Below are 12601 nucleotides of genomic sequence, written 5' to 3' on the forward strand. Positions count from 1 at the left end.
GCGCCCCGCGCGGCCCCGGCCTCGCCTTCGAGGTCCGGGCCGCGTGCGGGGGCACCAGCGTGAGCGCTGCGAACGGGACGAGCGCCTCGCCCGCGGCGAGGACTCCCACCTCTGCGAGACCCGCGCGCTCGCCTACATCCGCAACCGGCGCGGCCACATCTTCGCCGTCGCCGGTCCCCGCCTCGCCCCGGCCCTCTTCTGCGAGGAGCTGCAGGCCGAAGCCCTGGTCCGCAACGGCCAGATGCTCATCCCGCTCACCGCCGGCGAGCCGCCGCCGAAGGCCTCCGCCGCCGAGATCCCCGAAGGAGCTACTTCCGTGGCTGTGATGCCCCAGCCCAAGACTCCCTCCGTCGCCATCGCCCGCGTCCTGCGCCGGCTGGGCCTGGCCCAGGGCCGCGGCAAGGACTTCCGCGTCACAGGCTTCTACCGGGGCAGCGAGCGCCTGCACACCTTTGTGGTCCTGTACACCCGCGCCGCGCAGGAGACCGTCGCCGCTCACGCCGACGCGATCGAGCAAGCACCGGAGCTGGGCGGTTTCGCCTTCACGGTCTCCGTGCGCTACTCGGGCGGCCACCCGGTGACGTCCATTCGCAACGGGGCGTGCGAGCGCGTCCGCGAGCAGCCCCCCGCACCGGCCGACGCAAAGGAGACCGCGGACGCGGCCGAATCCGATGAGGCGGTGGAGACAGCACCCGTCGTCGACTGGCGTGAGCGGTGGCGCCGCGAGGAGCAGGCGAAGGAGCTGGGCTGGTCAGCCCAGCACGCCGAGGCCGTCCGCCGGGCCGCCGCAGGCGAGCTCGTCCGGGACGCCGACGGCACCCCGCGCCGCATCACCCGCGCCGGCCGGGCCGGTGCCCGGGTGGCCGCAGGCCGGATCAGCGCCCTGGAAGGCGCCGGATTCCTCGCCACGGTCAAGGCCGCCGACGGCTCCCGCCGCATCGAGGCCACCGCCGACGGGCTGCGCGCCCTGCTGGTGTGGGACGCGGAGCAGCCCGAGCCTGTCACGCGCTCCCGCAGGCAGGAGTGCATGCCGCTGCGCCCGCTGCTGTACGGGCAGGAGTGGCGCCAGCGCCGAGATGAGTTCCTCGCCGAGGAGGAGCGCCGCCGCATCGAGCGGGAGAAGTGGTGGGCCGAGTGGGAGATACGTCGTGCCGAGGAGGAGCGTGAGGAGCGGCGCTGGAAGGCGTGGGCCGCCGTCGAGGGCGTCCGATACACATGGCGCAAGCGCCCGCGCGGCTGGGTGCCCACCGACGAGCAGGTCCGCCTGCACGGCCTGGACCTGGAGGTCGTCGCCGAGTTGCGGGCCGAGGCCGCCCAGCTGGCCGCCGAGGAGGCCGAGGCCGCCAGGGAGGCCGCCGGCGCGGATGCGGAATCCGAGGAGGCCGGGGACGCGGGCCCTGCGAGCGTTCAGGAGGACGACGGGGACGGGGAGTTGTGGGACGGGGTACCGGACATCATCGCCGGACCGGGCGTCGTCGTGCCGGGCATGCACGTCCAGTTCCTGCCCGAGCACCGGCCCGGCCCCCGGACCCGCCACGCGTTCGCCGGAGAGATCGTCTCCGTCGGCACGACACATGTGCGCTGGCGTCCCTACACATGGCATCAGGACGTGCGAACTCCCCTGGAGCACATGCGGATCAACGCCGTCATGCACGTGAACCAGACCGAGGACGTGCGACGCAACGCCGCAGCACTGAATGCCGGGCGGGCCCTGCCGGGGTGGCCCGAGTGGTGCAGGTGGAGCCTGGCACGCCACCTTCAGCACGCCGCGCAGCAGCGCACCGGGCCTATCGCGCACGGCGACTCGTCCGGGAGCCCGCCGTCCGGGGCGCGGTGAACGCGTGCAGCAAACACCCACACGCTTGACGCTTAAGACTTGCGACTTCCGCATGCAGCGGGTACATTCTTAAGCGTCAACCGGGGTTCCGCTCCGGCCACGCGCTCCCGCGGCCGCGCACCAGCGCGGTCCCCAACTCCACTTCCCTTTGGAGGCTCTATGTTCTTCCCTGCCGAAGGCGACCGGATCGTGGTCACCCGGACGATGAAGGGCAGCGCGCGGTCGACCAGCTGGGTCGGCACCGCCACCGAGGTCATGCCGTTCCAGAAGAGCGAGTCGGGCGTGTGGATCGGAGGGTGGCGCCTGACCGGCCACAACATCGCCACCGGCGAGCCGGAGGACTCCCACTTCGCCTGCTCGGAGTCGCTGGCCCGCTACGGCCACGGCGAGCAGACGGTCCGGCTGGCGACCGAGGAGGACTGACCCCCGTCCTCCCCGGGGGGTGCGCTGCGACGCGCACCCCCCGGCCATGTTCCCGACCGACTGCGCCCGCTGCCGGCCCCGTCGGTGGCAGGAGCCCCGCAAACAGTCCGCCCGTCATCAACTCACCAGGATCAGGACGTGATCGAGTACACCGTCGAAGGAGCCATCGAGTTCCGGCCGTCCGTCCCTCTCGCCCAGCTGTGGGAACTGACAGCAAGCGGCCGGTTCTCCCTCGCCCCGGCCGGTGCCACGGAGGCGGCCCTGAACACCTTCGTCGAGGAGAACATGTGGGTACTCGTTCCCGACCCCGACGGCGGCACGGACGAGCAGGATCGTCCCAGGCGGGTCCAGAGCCTTCGCGTGGTCGACATGGGGATCCACTCCTACGCCGTCAAGGACCGGCTTGCCGAGCTGTCCGCGTGGATCGGCCAGGACCATGAGCTCGTCGGCTGCCTGGAGTTCTGGGGTGACGACGAGGGCGACCTCGGCGTCGTCGTGCCCGTCGCTGGGGGTGGCTGCCCCTCGTGGCGGCTGGCCGGGGACCAAGCAGACGATGACGCGATCCGGCACCCCCAGATCGGTGACTGCGCCCGCTGAGTTCACGCCTCCGGCCTTGGCCGCAGCAGGGCCGACCTGTCCGACTGTCGCCTGCCCGCCGTAGCCGGGCCGCCCCGCCATCCCCTACGGCACATCAGAGGAACGACGCCCCGTTGAGCGATCCCTTCTACGCCACCGTCAACCACCGGGCCACGCTCCGCCAGTTCGGCCTGCTGCGCCGCGTCGAGTCCAGCGCGCTGGTCACCGGCGACCGCGAGGTGCTCCGCGTCGACGATCTCGTCTTCCACATCTCACTCGCGGAGTCGGTCGTCCGTGACGAGTACTCGGGCCTGTACCTGACCACGATCAACCCGCAGATCGGACGCCTTGACGTGACGACCCTGCGCTTCGACGAGCTCACCGTCTTCATCGGCCCACCGGGCCTGCGCCAGCGCCGGCGGCTGGGCAAGCGGCTGACCGTGCACGATACGGATCTTGTCCGTGCCGGGGTGCGCAGCCCGGCGATGGAGCACGCCGTCCGGGATCACCTCCGCTTCTACACCGGCCGCCCCTACCCGCTCGGCTGGAGCCTGCCAGCACTCCGGTGGCCGGCCACGATGCGGTGAGCCCGCGGCCCCAACCGGCAACAGCCGATGTCCGTACACACGCAGTCCGGCTGCGCCGTCCCGCGGCGGAGCCACTCCTACGGCGCGTCGAACTCCCAAGGGCCCTGTCCGGCGCAGCCTCCGGACGCCTCAGCGCCCGCTGGTGAGGGCATGCAGGGACCCTCGGATCCGGGCACTCGCCTGGTCCAGCCCTCTTCGCTCAGCCGGTGTCCAGGGCCGCTCCGGGTCGTTGCGGACCGGGAGGTAGAGCACGGTGGACAGGGTGATCAGGCCGACGGTGTCCGAGGTGATCTCGAGGGCCTCAGCGCGTCCGCGGCGGGTCCAGCAGCGGCTGAGAGCCACTTCGTTGAGGACATCGGGCGCGGCTTCCTGCAGACGGCGCGCGTACGCTCCCGGCAGTACCACGGTGGCCACCTCGTGGGGCTGCGCCGCCGCCGGCACACCGGCCGGGTTGTCGAGCCAGAACACGTCTGTCGGCTCGGCCGGCCACCGCGGACTGCCGGATGTGTAGGTCTGTCCGGGCAGTTCCCTGCCGGTCAGCAGTCTGAGCTGGTCCAGCCGCTCGAAGCGGGCGCGGTCGATCCACACCGTCCACCGGGCACCGCAGTCGCGGTGTGTGCACTGCGCCTCGGCGCTCGCGTATCCGGCGGACAGCTGGGCGAACACGCGCTCCCAGACGCCGACGCCGTCGGCCCAAACGGCGTCGCCGTACAGCGGATGCCGCGCGGGATCGTAGTGGTGCAGGAGAAGTTGCATCGTCGGCAGGATCCGGGCGACGCGGTTGCGTATCGGGGGGTGGCCGGCGCTCCGGCAGTCGGGGCAGCGCATCAGGTGCTCAACACCGTGGCGGCTGTGGACCCAGAAGCCCTCGCTCCCGTTGCAGCTGCGGCACAGCGGGCCGCGGATCAGACCGTGGTCGTGGCAGTGGTCCCAGAACGCCGCCGGATCCGGGCACAGGTCACACCGGTAAGCGCGGGCCGGCGGACGGTAGCGCGGATGGTAGGCGGCACCGGCGTGCTCGCCGGTGTGCTGTGGCGGCAACAGTGCGCTCTGGGCAGGGAGTTCGGATGCTGGCTGGTGAGTCACTCCCACAGCCTGGCCTACGCCACTGACAGCGCCACTCATGCTCACGTCAGGACGCGGTGGCGGGGCCGGCTGTGACGAAGGCGGCGACGACGGCGGCGATCTCGGCGGCGGTCATGCTTCGGCTCCACACGGTGTTGTGAGCGGTGCAGCCGAGGGTGAAGGTCAGCCCGGAGTGGGTGGGGGTGGTGTCCTGGACCCTCGGGCGGCTGGGGCAGCGGCCGTGCCGTTCGATACGGCGCACGTGCTCAGTGGCGATGTCGACGCGGAAGCGTTCCGGCAGGGTCTGCTTCCGCTCGCATGCCGGGCAGTCCAGCAGAAGGGCGAGGGCGCCCGGTCGCTCGAGGAAGCGGACGCCCTTGCCTTCGTAGGTGTTGCAGCTGGCGCAGAGCGGGCCGCGGACCAGGCCGTGGTCGTGGCAGTGGTCCCAAGTGAACGCCCGGCTGAGTCCGCACATCCGGCACAGGAAGCGAGCGGGCCGGGTGGTGCGCGGCACGGAGGTGTAAGCAACGCCGGCGAGTTGCCCGGTGTACGGCTCGCAGGCCGCGACCGAGCATGCCGGGCACAGCGTGACGTAGCCGCGCGGGGTGGGTGCGCGCCATGCGCCGTAGCGCGGACCGAGACTTCCGCAGCCGCGGCAGATGCGGGCCTGCTCCAGCAGCTCGTTGTCGCGGGCCTGCCAGCGGTCCATCACCTCGACGTACTCGCGGGGCATCTGCCAGGACGTCCCGGTCCAGGTCATGTGATCCAGCGGATAGGTGCCGGCGCGGACCATCTTGCCGAACCGTGCGCGGAAGGCCTCCATCGTCAGCGCCCCGGGCAGTCCGTGGAGGTTGACCGTATGGAGGAGATCCCAGTCGCCCTCCGGCTCCAGCTCGTGGAAGGCGGCGTTGCCCATCCAGCTGACGATCTCCCGGCGCCAGTTGGTGTCCGGGCCGAGCCAGTCGCTGCCTTTATCGCCGCGGACCTCGCCAGGCTGCCGCACGGGTAAGTGGACCTCGACCAGGTCACCCGGTTCCAGCCGCAAGCCGGCCAGCGTGCGGCCGGCCTGCTCCACCTCCTCGGCGACGAACCACCAGCGGTTCTTGGCCTTGTGTCCCTCCAGAGCGGTGTCGCCGAAGAAGACGTGGCCGTGGTGATGGAAGCCGCGGGTACCGAGGGCAGCTGTGGCCAGGCGCATCGGGCACGTGCGGGTCAGGTCGGCGAGCAGATCCCGGGCATGCTGCGGGCTGATGAGCATGACCGCAGGATGACAGCGGCCACTGACAACGGCGCCGGCCTGCCGTACTCAACTGCCACGAGCAATACGGCAGGAGGCGCTTACGGCCGCATCATCGAGACGAGCGTGCGCTCCTGCGGACTGAGGGCGATGGTGGAACGCGAGCGCTCGGGGAGGCTCTTCTGCTCGACAAACGTCGAGAACACCTGCGCCCCGATCGTGCCGGGCTCGGGGAAGCGGCGGGCGAGGTCGGCGGCGTCCCGCAGCTGGCCCATGTCGTCATCAGGCGTAGCGGGCACCGGGTTCTGCATTGTCGAAGGCTTGCGCCGGCGCGCCGATCGGTGCCCGTCAAACAAGGTGAGCGGATCACGCTTCGGCCGGTCCGTGATGCCGCGGCAGCAGGAGCCACGCCTGACACGTGCCCCCGCTCGACGCTTAAGGCTTGCATTCACACCAGCCTCCAATGTAATATCTTAAGCGTCATCAAGGCGGATGTGCCGCCTCTTGAAGCTGACCGTGAGGGAGACCGTGAGCACCCCCAGCGCCACCACCGGACCGGCCGAGAATACGGCGGCGGGCGACGACCTCCTGCTGTCCTTCCGCACGGCGAACTCCCGTTCGCTGCGCCACGAGGAGACGCTGGACCTTCAGGCACCCAAGCACGACATCCATGCCGACGGCACGGTCCCGGTCGCGGTGAACGGTGTCTGGCACGGCGTCGCGATGTCAGCGGGGATCTTCGGGGCGAACGCGTCGGGCAAGAGCAACACTCTGCGGGCCCTCGCCGACATGCGTGAGGCCGTGGTGTCCTCGCTCGGCCACTGGGTCGGGCTGGAGGAGCTGCCCCGCTCCCCCTTCGCCCTGGACACCACGAGCGCCAGCGCATGGACGCTGTACGAGGTCGACGTGCTGCTCGGCGGAGTGCGGTGGCGCTACGGCTTCGAGCTGAGCACCCGGCGCGTGGAGCGGGAGTGGATCTACAGCTTCCCCCAGGGCCGCCGCCAGGTCTGGATGGACCGGGACGCCTCTCGCAGCGAGGTCTTCCAGTGGCCCGGCAACCGGGTGCGCGACCGTCGGCTGCTGGGCGAGATCACGCGGGACAACGCTCTGCTGCTGTCGGTGGCCGGGGCGACCGGCAATCCCGATCTGGAGCCGCTGGCGCGCTGGTTCGTCGGCAACCTGACCGAGATCCGGCCCGAGGCCGCTGAGGCGGAGCGCGACGTCCTGCGACGGCTGTTCGAGGACGAGGCCCACCGGGAGCGGGTGGGCGCGCTGCTGGGGGTTGCCGACCTTGGGGTGAGCGGGGTGACGATCGACCCGCGTTGGGGGTCGGTGCACCTGCTGCACCGTACGGCCGGTGAGCCGGTTGCCTTCCCCTACTCCGCCGAGTCGGCCGGGACGCGCCGCACGGTGGTGCTGCTGTCGGGGCTGGTGACGGCGCTGGAGCGGGGGCACGCGGTGCTCGTGGACGACTTGGGGGCGGGCCTGCACCCGCGCTTGGTCAGTGAGATCCCGTTCCTGTTCGACAGCTCGGCCAACTCCCGGTATGCGCAGCTGGTGTTCGCCTCCCACGACTCCACCCTGCTCGGGCACGGCGAGGTGCGCGACCTGGACCCGGCGCAGGTGTGGGTGGCCGACAAGGACGCCGAGGGCGTCACGCGGCTGAACCGGCTCACCGATGCGCGGTCCGAGGGCGCCGGGGGCCTGCAGAGCCGGTACCTGGCGCGAGAGTTCGGCGGGACGCCGTCGTTTCCCGGCGGCGCGCTCGCCGAGGCGGTCCGCGCCGCGCAGACCGGCGGCCGGTGACCGGCGCCGTTCTTCCCCAGCTCTGCCCGAGCGCGAAGTCCTGCATCCGGGATCTGACCGGGCCGACGGCGCCCTGGTCACGGGTGCAGGCAGCTCCGAGCCAGATCCGATCCGAAGGAACATGCCCGTGGACGACATCGCCCAGGACCCGAGCAGCCCGTCGGCGGCCCAAATGGCCGAGTATGCGCGCCCCGCTTGGGAGTTGTACGCCGCCGCGCATCCGGGCGTCACGATCGCTGACCTGATCAGCGATCTCCTGCACCTCGCCGACAGCCTGCCCGAGGAGCAGTACCGGGGCGCCGATGCCATTCTCGATCGCGCTCGGCGCGACTACTTCGCCGAGCGCCCCTAGATCCGCCAAGCCTTTGAGGCCTGGGCGCCGAGCCGCCAAGGAGCACGGCACACGACCGTACGGGCCCAGGCGTCGACGGCAGAGCGATGAGCGAGGGCCTGCCCGCCCGAGGCGGTCGGTCGCGCCCAGGCCCAGGGCTTGCATCTGCGGGATCACCCCCAGCCCCGGGCCGGCCGTGGCCGGGGGCGGCTGGCGCCTGATCCGCCGCATGCATGCGGGGAGATGGGCGGCGCCCGGCCTTGGCGTCGGGGGCCACCCAAGCAGTGCAGGCCGGGCCAACCGCAGCCCAGCAACCCTACTCGCTATTGACGCTTAAGGGTTGCAAGTGATGCGTGAATCGAGTATTATCTTAAGCGTCACGATGGCGATGGAGTGAAGGAGTGGGACGTGACCGAGCAGCAAGCCCTGGTCAACTGGTGCCGCCCCGACTCGCGGGCACAGCGTGGTCCGAACGCCTACCTGTTCGACGACGGAGCCAAGGCCTACCGGAGCTACGAGAGCCGTCGCATCCCCTGCCCGCACTGTAAGAACGGCACGCTGGACACCCCTTATGACGGCGGCGGGCTCCAGTGCCGGTACTACCGGTGCAAGGCCCGCGTCGACCGCGCCAGCCTCCCGCTGGCCCCGGGCGAGCGGCTGTGGATCAACGACTTCACCCCGTTTGTGGTGCGGCCCCGTGACTGAAGCCGTGGCCGAGCGGACCGATCCGCCACTGGAGGCCGTCCGTCTGCAGCGCGACCGGCTCGCCGACTTCGTGCGTCTTCTGCTCGTCGGCAACCCGCGCAGTACAGCGCTGGATGCCCGGCTGCAGGCCAAGGCCCTGGTCCTGCTCGACAGCCTGCCCGTTCCCGAGCGGTGCCCGGGCGCAGCCCCGCACGACGAGGGCGATGGCCACGCGTGGTTCCTGCCCACCGAGGCCGGACTGCGCTGCTGGTACTGCCGCTCCCTCAAGCCCGACACCCCCGCCCCGAAGAAGGAGGACACACCCCAACCGTGCGCGTAGAGGTCACCATCGATCTCGGCCTGGTCATCGACGGCGTCGAGCACACCGCCGACTTCATCTGGGACGTGGGCGACCGGCCTGTCCCCGTCCGCAAGGACCGCATCGCCTTCGGCGAGTACACCGCCCGTGTTTTGCGCCGCCAGTACAAGTGCGCCGACGCCGACACCCTCACCGACACCCCGGGACTCGCTCCGGTCGAGCTGGAGCTGTGGGCCGCACCCACCAAGGCAACCCGCCGCTCCCGCTTCACCCCGCAGGAGGTCCGCGACATCCTCGCCGCCCTTCCGTGCGTCAGCGACCTGCACGTCACCGGAACCCTCTGACCACTCCCTCCCCCCTCCGGCTCCCGGGCTGCCTGCCCGGCCAACCGACAGGAACGCCATGCACCACGCCACCTACGTCGCCGACCGTATGGACGCCTCCAGCGACTCCGCCTGGCGGCTGGCAGTCGACGTCGCCAAGTCCGCCAGCCGTGCCGCCGCCTACGCCGGAGCCACCCTGCTCGCCGAGGCCGTCGGCGTCGAGGGCACCATCCACCTGCCGGAGCCGACCTCCGGCACCTGGTGCCGTCTGGCGGCCGGTCCGCTGACCGCCGACTTCCTCGCCACCAGCCACGGCGACCGCGCCCGCATGCAGCTCACCCAGGTCACCCCGGAGGGCTACGAGCGCGTCCGCGCCTGGGTCACCGAGCGCGAGAGCTGCCGCCACGGCGAGGACTGCGAGATCTGCCAGGACGACCCGTGGCCCAGCTACGAGGAGCTGACCAGCGAGGACGGCGACTTCGACATCGTCCACCTCGACGAGAGCGAGCGGGGCACCGCGCAGGCCGCCTTCGGCCGGGTCACTCTCACCCTCGACAACGAGCCGGTCGCCACCCTAGCCAAGATCATCCGCCTCGCGCGGGCCGCCTGACCGGCCTGCCCATCCCGGTGCGGCCCGCTCTCGCGAGGGGCCGCGCCCGCTCAGGAAGGACCCCACCGAACCCGTGTCCCCGTCCCTTCGCCACCGGGCAGCCGCCAAGCCCGTGCACGCCAACGGCGAGCCTGCACCCACCGCAAGGGCGAGCCCTGTCCCGGACGGCAGTACCGGGCCGTGTGCAAGCGGCCGGGCTGCTCCTTCGACCAGCAGCAGCCCATCAAGGCCGCACTGGAGTACGTCCGCGACACCAGCTCCTGCCCGCACATCCCCTCACCCGCACCCCAGACGCCCGCCTAGCACGGCCACCAGCCGACCGCTCCCCGCCTCATCCCTGCCCCGCCTTGCGCCGCCCCGGCGCGTCAACGCCCATACAAGGAAGCCCGTTTGCGCACCATCGCCCGCACCAGCACCCGCATCATCACCGCCCTCAAGCGGGAGCTCACCCATGCCTCGGTCCACCAGGGAGCCCACGACGTCACCGGCCGCCCCATCGAGGTGGCCGAGGCCTGGGAGGCTCTGTCCCACGCGGGCGCACGGCTGCGGGAGCTGGACCGGGTCACGGGCACCTACGAGATCCGCGTCAGCAGCAGCCTGCACTACCTGCTGCGCCGCACCGCGCCCGGCGTCCCGGACCGGATCGACGTCGTCGTCGACCGCGACCCCGACGCCTTCACCGACGTGACGGTCTTCGTCAACGGCCGCGAGGTCAGCGGCCCCACCATCGCGGTCCATGTCGTCGATCCCGGTGCCACCGGCCCCGATCACGAGTGGCTGGAGTCGGTCACCGAGCACGAGGACGACGTCCCCGCGGCGGTCCGGGACCTGTTCGACGAGACCGCCCGCCGCTACCACGACGGCGTCGCCTGCGACGACGAGCGGTGCACCCCGGACGACAACACCGACAGCACGCACGCGCACCAGGCCGCAGCGGCCTGAACGCTGCCTCAACTCCCCTTTCCGTTCGGCTTCTTTCGACGAGAGATGTGATCACCATGGAGGACCCCTACACCCGGCTCGACATCGTCCGCTGCACTCCCGGCCCGACCGCACAGGCCGTACGCGAGCTGATTGCCGGACCGTTCCTCGACAAGGACGCCGACGAGAATGCCGACGACGTCACCGACGAGGACCTGGTGGGCGGCTTCACCTCCTACACCCTGGACGTCGAGGAGGTCGCGGACCTGTTCCAGGAGCTGGCCACCGTCGGCGGCGACCTCGCGCTGCAGCTGCGCACCGAGCACGAGACGGGCGAGCCGGGCATGCTGTTCGCCTACGCCGCCGGGACCGGCCGCTTCCAGGCGCCGTGCGACCGCAGCGGTCAGGTACTCGTCCCCGCCGACCGCCTCGCCGCCCTCGCCGCCTGCCGCAGCCCGAAGCGCCGTGCCGCCCTGGCCGAGGAGCTGACCGGCCGCCGCGTCCTGGACGCGCTCCGCGAGGAGCCCGCACCGGCATCCGATCGGAGGAAGCACTGAACATCACGAGCACGCCCGCCGCGGAGCAGCAGGCCCGCATGCGGCAACGCCTGGCCGGCCCGGAGGCCGACCTCCTGCGCCTGGTCGACCAGGCCACCGGCGCGGAGATCCGGCCGGGAGACGAGATCGCGGACCCCTACGGCCAGGGCACCATCGTCTACCTGGGTCCGACCAGGGGCTACGACATCAACCAGGGCCCATCGAGCCAGGCACCGGGCCGCATCGCCCGGGTGTACTACTACGAGCCCGAGACCGAGTGGGCTTACCGGCCCTGCGAGCTCGGCGCCCGCTACGAAGAGCGCCCACCCGCCTGACCGGGCACCGGCCACCTGTCGGCGCCGCGACAGGCGTTCTACGGCTCCAGCCGGCCAGCGGCACGGGCGTCCTCGTAGACCGGGGTGATGCCGAGCCGGGTGTGGAAGGCATCGGCGAGCGCCAGTGCCGTCTTCCACGCCCAGGTCGTGCAGCCGTGGCCCAGGCACTTCTGCGGGAAGTAGGGGTTGCCCGAGTCGGCGTAGAAGACGTTCGGCTCAAAGCCCCGTTGGCGCAGCTGCGTGACGAGCCTCGTGGTGTCGTCGGCCCCACCGGACTCGGCACCGTCCGCGGGACGCAGCCTCGGTGTGTAGTGGACCAACGCGTTGCGCAGCCGGCGCAACAGGTCCGCGTCGGCGTACACCTGGGTCCCCGGATCCAGCGGCGGCCGGCGCAGCACAGTCAGCGCCAGCTGGAAGAGCGTGAGCGTCGGCAGCCTCTCCACGTCCTCGGCGATCTCGGCGATCAGTTCCCGATCACCGGCTTCGAGCCCGCCGCGCCCGCCGGCCACCTCCAGGTTGTCCCGGCCGGCCGTGGCGTAGAACTCATTGATGCTCGCCTCCAGGAAGCAAAACGAGGCGATCACTGATCCGGTGGCGTAGGCCATGTGCTCGGCGGGACTGGTCCCCTCCCCCGAGCCGGCCCTGTACTCCGCTTCCAGGCGGCCGCAGTGCCGCGACAACGTGCACGCTGTCAGCGCGTGGTCGAACGAGAAGTAGTGCCACACGGAGATCTGCACGTCGTCCATCACGCCAACGTAGCTCCGGCGTGCCGGATCCGCAGTCCGGCGAGTCTCCCCCGGACTCGGGTAGTCCAGCGATCTGTCGGGACGTGCCGCGGTTCGGAGGCTGCCCTGCCGAGAGGCGGGCCTCCGCGACGACGCCTGGATCCTTCGACTGCGGGCTCTGGGCAGCGCCCGCGCATTGGCGGCTTCCCGCTGTGCCCGGCTGGAAGCGGAGTTGGACCTATCGGCCGCGATCAACACCAGCCGCCAATAACGCTTAAGACTTGCA

Annotated in this window: 18 protein-coding genes and 1 pseudogene; 14 read left to right on the forward strand and 5 right to left on the reverse strand. The window is 71.4% G+C overall.

Annotation, left to right across the window (positions count from 1 at the left end; translation table 11 throughout):
- Positions 1-43 precede the first annotated feature (43 nt).
- The 4 genes from ACFYZ8_RS33385 to ACFYZ8_RS33400 all read left to right on the forward strand — a co-directional run bounded on the left by ACFYZ8_RS33385 (position 44) and on the right by ACFYZ8_RS33400 (position 3423).
- Positions 44-1837 (forward strand): hypothetical protein, encoded by a 1794-nt coding sequence (locus tag ACFYZ8_RS33385; RefSeq protein ID WP_389050273.1) that lies wholly within the window; start codon positions 44-46, stop codon positions 1835-1837.
- A gap of 159 nt (positions 1838-1996) precedes the next feature.
- Complete coding sequence (locus ACFYZ8_RS33390; protein ID WP_389050275.1) at positions 1997-2260, forward strand: hypothetical protein; 264 nt, start codon at positions 1997-1999, stop codon at positions 2258-2260.
- A 138-nt stretch (positions 2261-2398) separates the two neighbouring features.
- Positions 2399-2857, forward strand: a complete 459-nt coding sequence (locus ACFYZ8_RS33395) for a hypothetical protein (RefSeq protein ID WP_389050278.1) — start codon at positions 2399-2401, stop codon at positions 2855-2857.
- A 113-nt stretch (positions 2858-2970) separates the two neighbouring features.
- Positions 2971-3423: a hypothetical protein gene (locus tag ACFYZ8_RS33400; protein WP_389050281.1), complete on the forward strand. Its 453-nt coding sequence runs from the start codon at positions 2971-2973 to the stop codon at positions 3421-3423.
- 129 nt (positions 3424-3552) lie between these two features.
- Here the strand turns inward: ACFYZ8_RS33400 and ACFYZ8_RS33405 are convergent, their stop codons facing one another.
- From ACFYZ8_RS33405 to ACFYZ8_RS33420, 4 genes and pseudogenes are all read right to left on the reverse strand, one after another.
- Positions 3553-4179, reverse strand: a complete 627-nt coding sequence (locus ACFYZ8_RS33405) for a hypothetical protein (RefSeq protein ID WP_389050778.1) — start codon at positions 4177-4179, stop codon at positions 3553-3555.
- A 102-nt stretch (positions 4180-4281) separates the two neighbouring features.
- Positions 4282-4548: pseudogene (locus tag ACFYZ8_RS33410) on the reverse strand (endonuclease domain-containing protein); the annotation flags it as partial.
- 7 nt (positions 4549-4555) lie between these two features.
- Positions 4556-5746: an endonuclease domain-containing protein gene (locus tag ACFYZ8_RS33415; RefSeq protein WP_389050283.1), complete on the reverse strand. Its 1191-nt coding sequence runs from the start codon at positions 5744-5746 to the stop codon at positions 4556-4558.
- 80 nt (positions 5747-5826) lie between these two features.
- Positions 5827-6036 (reverse strand): hypothetical protein, encoded by a 210-nt coding sequence (locus ACFYZ8_RS33420; RefSeq protein WP_389050285.1) that lies wholly within the window; start codon positions 6034-6036, stop codon positions 5827-5829.
- 217 nt (positions 6037-6253) lie between these two features.
- Between ACFYZ8_RS33420 and ACFYZ8_RS33425 the strand changes: the two genes are divergently transcribed.
- The 10 genes from ACFYZ8_RS33425 (at position 6254) to ACFYZ8_RS33470 (ending at position 11590) form a co-directional block, all read left to right on the forward strand.
- Positions 6254-7531, forward strand: coding sequence for an ATP/GTP-binding protein (locus ACFYZ8_RS33425; protein WP_389050288.1), 1278 nt, complete (start codon positions 6254-6256; stop codon positions 7529-7531).
- 127 nt (positions 7532-7658) lie between these two features.
- Positions 7659-7883 (forward strand): hypothetical protein, encoded by a 225-nt coding sequence (locus ACFYZ8_RS33430; protein ID WP_389050290.1) that lies wholly within the window; start codon positions 7659-7661, stop codon positions 7881-7883.
- 387 nt (positions 7884-8270) lie between these two features.
- Positions 8271-8567 carry a hypothetical protein gene (locus ACFYZ8_RS33435; protein ID WP_389050292.1) on the forward strand — a complete coding sequence of 99 codons (297 nt, stop codon included), beginning with the start codon at positions 8271-8273 and terminating at the stop codon, positions 8565-8567.
- A complete protein-coding gene (locus ACFYZ8_RS33440; protein WP_389050294.1) occupies positions 8560-8886 on the forward strand; it encodes a hypothetical protein in 327 nt (108 codons plus the stop codon). The genes ACFYZ8_RS33435 and ACFYZ8_RS33440 overlap by 8 nt, the downstream gene beginning before the upstream one ends.
- Positions 8877-9209 carry a hypothetical protein gene (locus ACFYZ8_RS33445; RefSeq protein WP_389050296.1) on the forward strand — a complete coding sequence of 111 codons (333 nt, stop codon included), beginning with the start codon at positions 8877-8879 and terminating at the stop codon, positions 9207-9209. Before ACFYZ8_RS33440 ends, ACFYZ8_RS33445 begins: the two co-directional genes overlap by 10 nt.
- Before the next feature lie 58 nt (positions 9210-9267).
- Positions 9268-9798, forward strand: a complete 531-nt coding sequence (locus ACFYZ8_RS33450; protein WP_389050299.1) for a hypothetical protein — start codon at positions 9268-9270, stop codon at positions 9796-9798.
- A gap of 180 nt (positions 9799-9978) precedes the next feature.
- Positions 9979-10101 (forward strand): hypothetical protein, encoded by a 123-nt coding sequence (locus ACFYZ8_RS33455; protein ID WP_389050300.1) that lies wholly within the window; start codon positions 9979-9981, stop codon positions 10099-10101.
- Positions 10102-10188: 87 nt separating this feature from the next.
- A complete protein-coding gene (locus ACFYZ8_RS33460; RefSeq protein ID WP_389050303.1) occupies positions 10189-10740 on the forward strand; it encodes a hypothetical protein in 552 nt (183 codons plus the stop codon).
- 56 nt (positions 10741-10796) lie between these two features.
- Entirely contained in the window at positions 10797-11276 is a 480-nt protein-coding gene (locus ACFYZ8_RS33465) for a hypothetical protein (protein ID WP_389050305.1), read from the forward strand.
- 38 nt (positions 11277-11314) lie between these two features.
- Positions 11315-11590 carry a hypothetical protein gene (locus tag ACFYZ8_RS33470; protein WP_389050308.1) on the forward strand — a complete coding sequence of 92 codons (276 nt, stop codon included), beginning with the start codon at positions 11315-11317 and terminating at the stop codon, positions 11588-11590.
- A gap of 38 nt (positions 11591-11628) precedes the next feature.
- Here ACFYZ8_RS33470 and ACFYZ8_RS33475 read toward each other — a convergent pair whose 3' ends face one another.
- Positions 11629-12336, reverse strand: coding sequence for a hypothetical protein (locus ACFYZ8_RS33475; RefSeq protein WP_389050310.1), 708 nt, complete (start codon positions 12334-12336; stop codon positions 11629-11631).
- Between the last annotated feature and the right edge of the window lie 265 nt (positions 12337-12601).

The organism is Streptomyces sp. NPDC001668, from assembly GCF_042893155.1.
GTDB lineage: Bacteria > Actinomycetota > Actinomycetes > Streptomycetales > Streptomycetaceae > Streptomyces.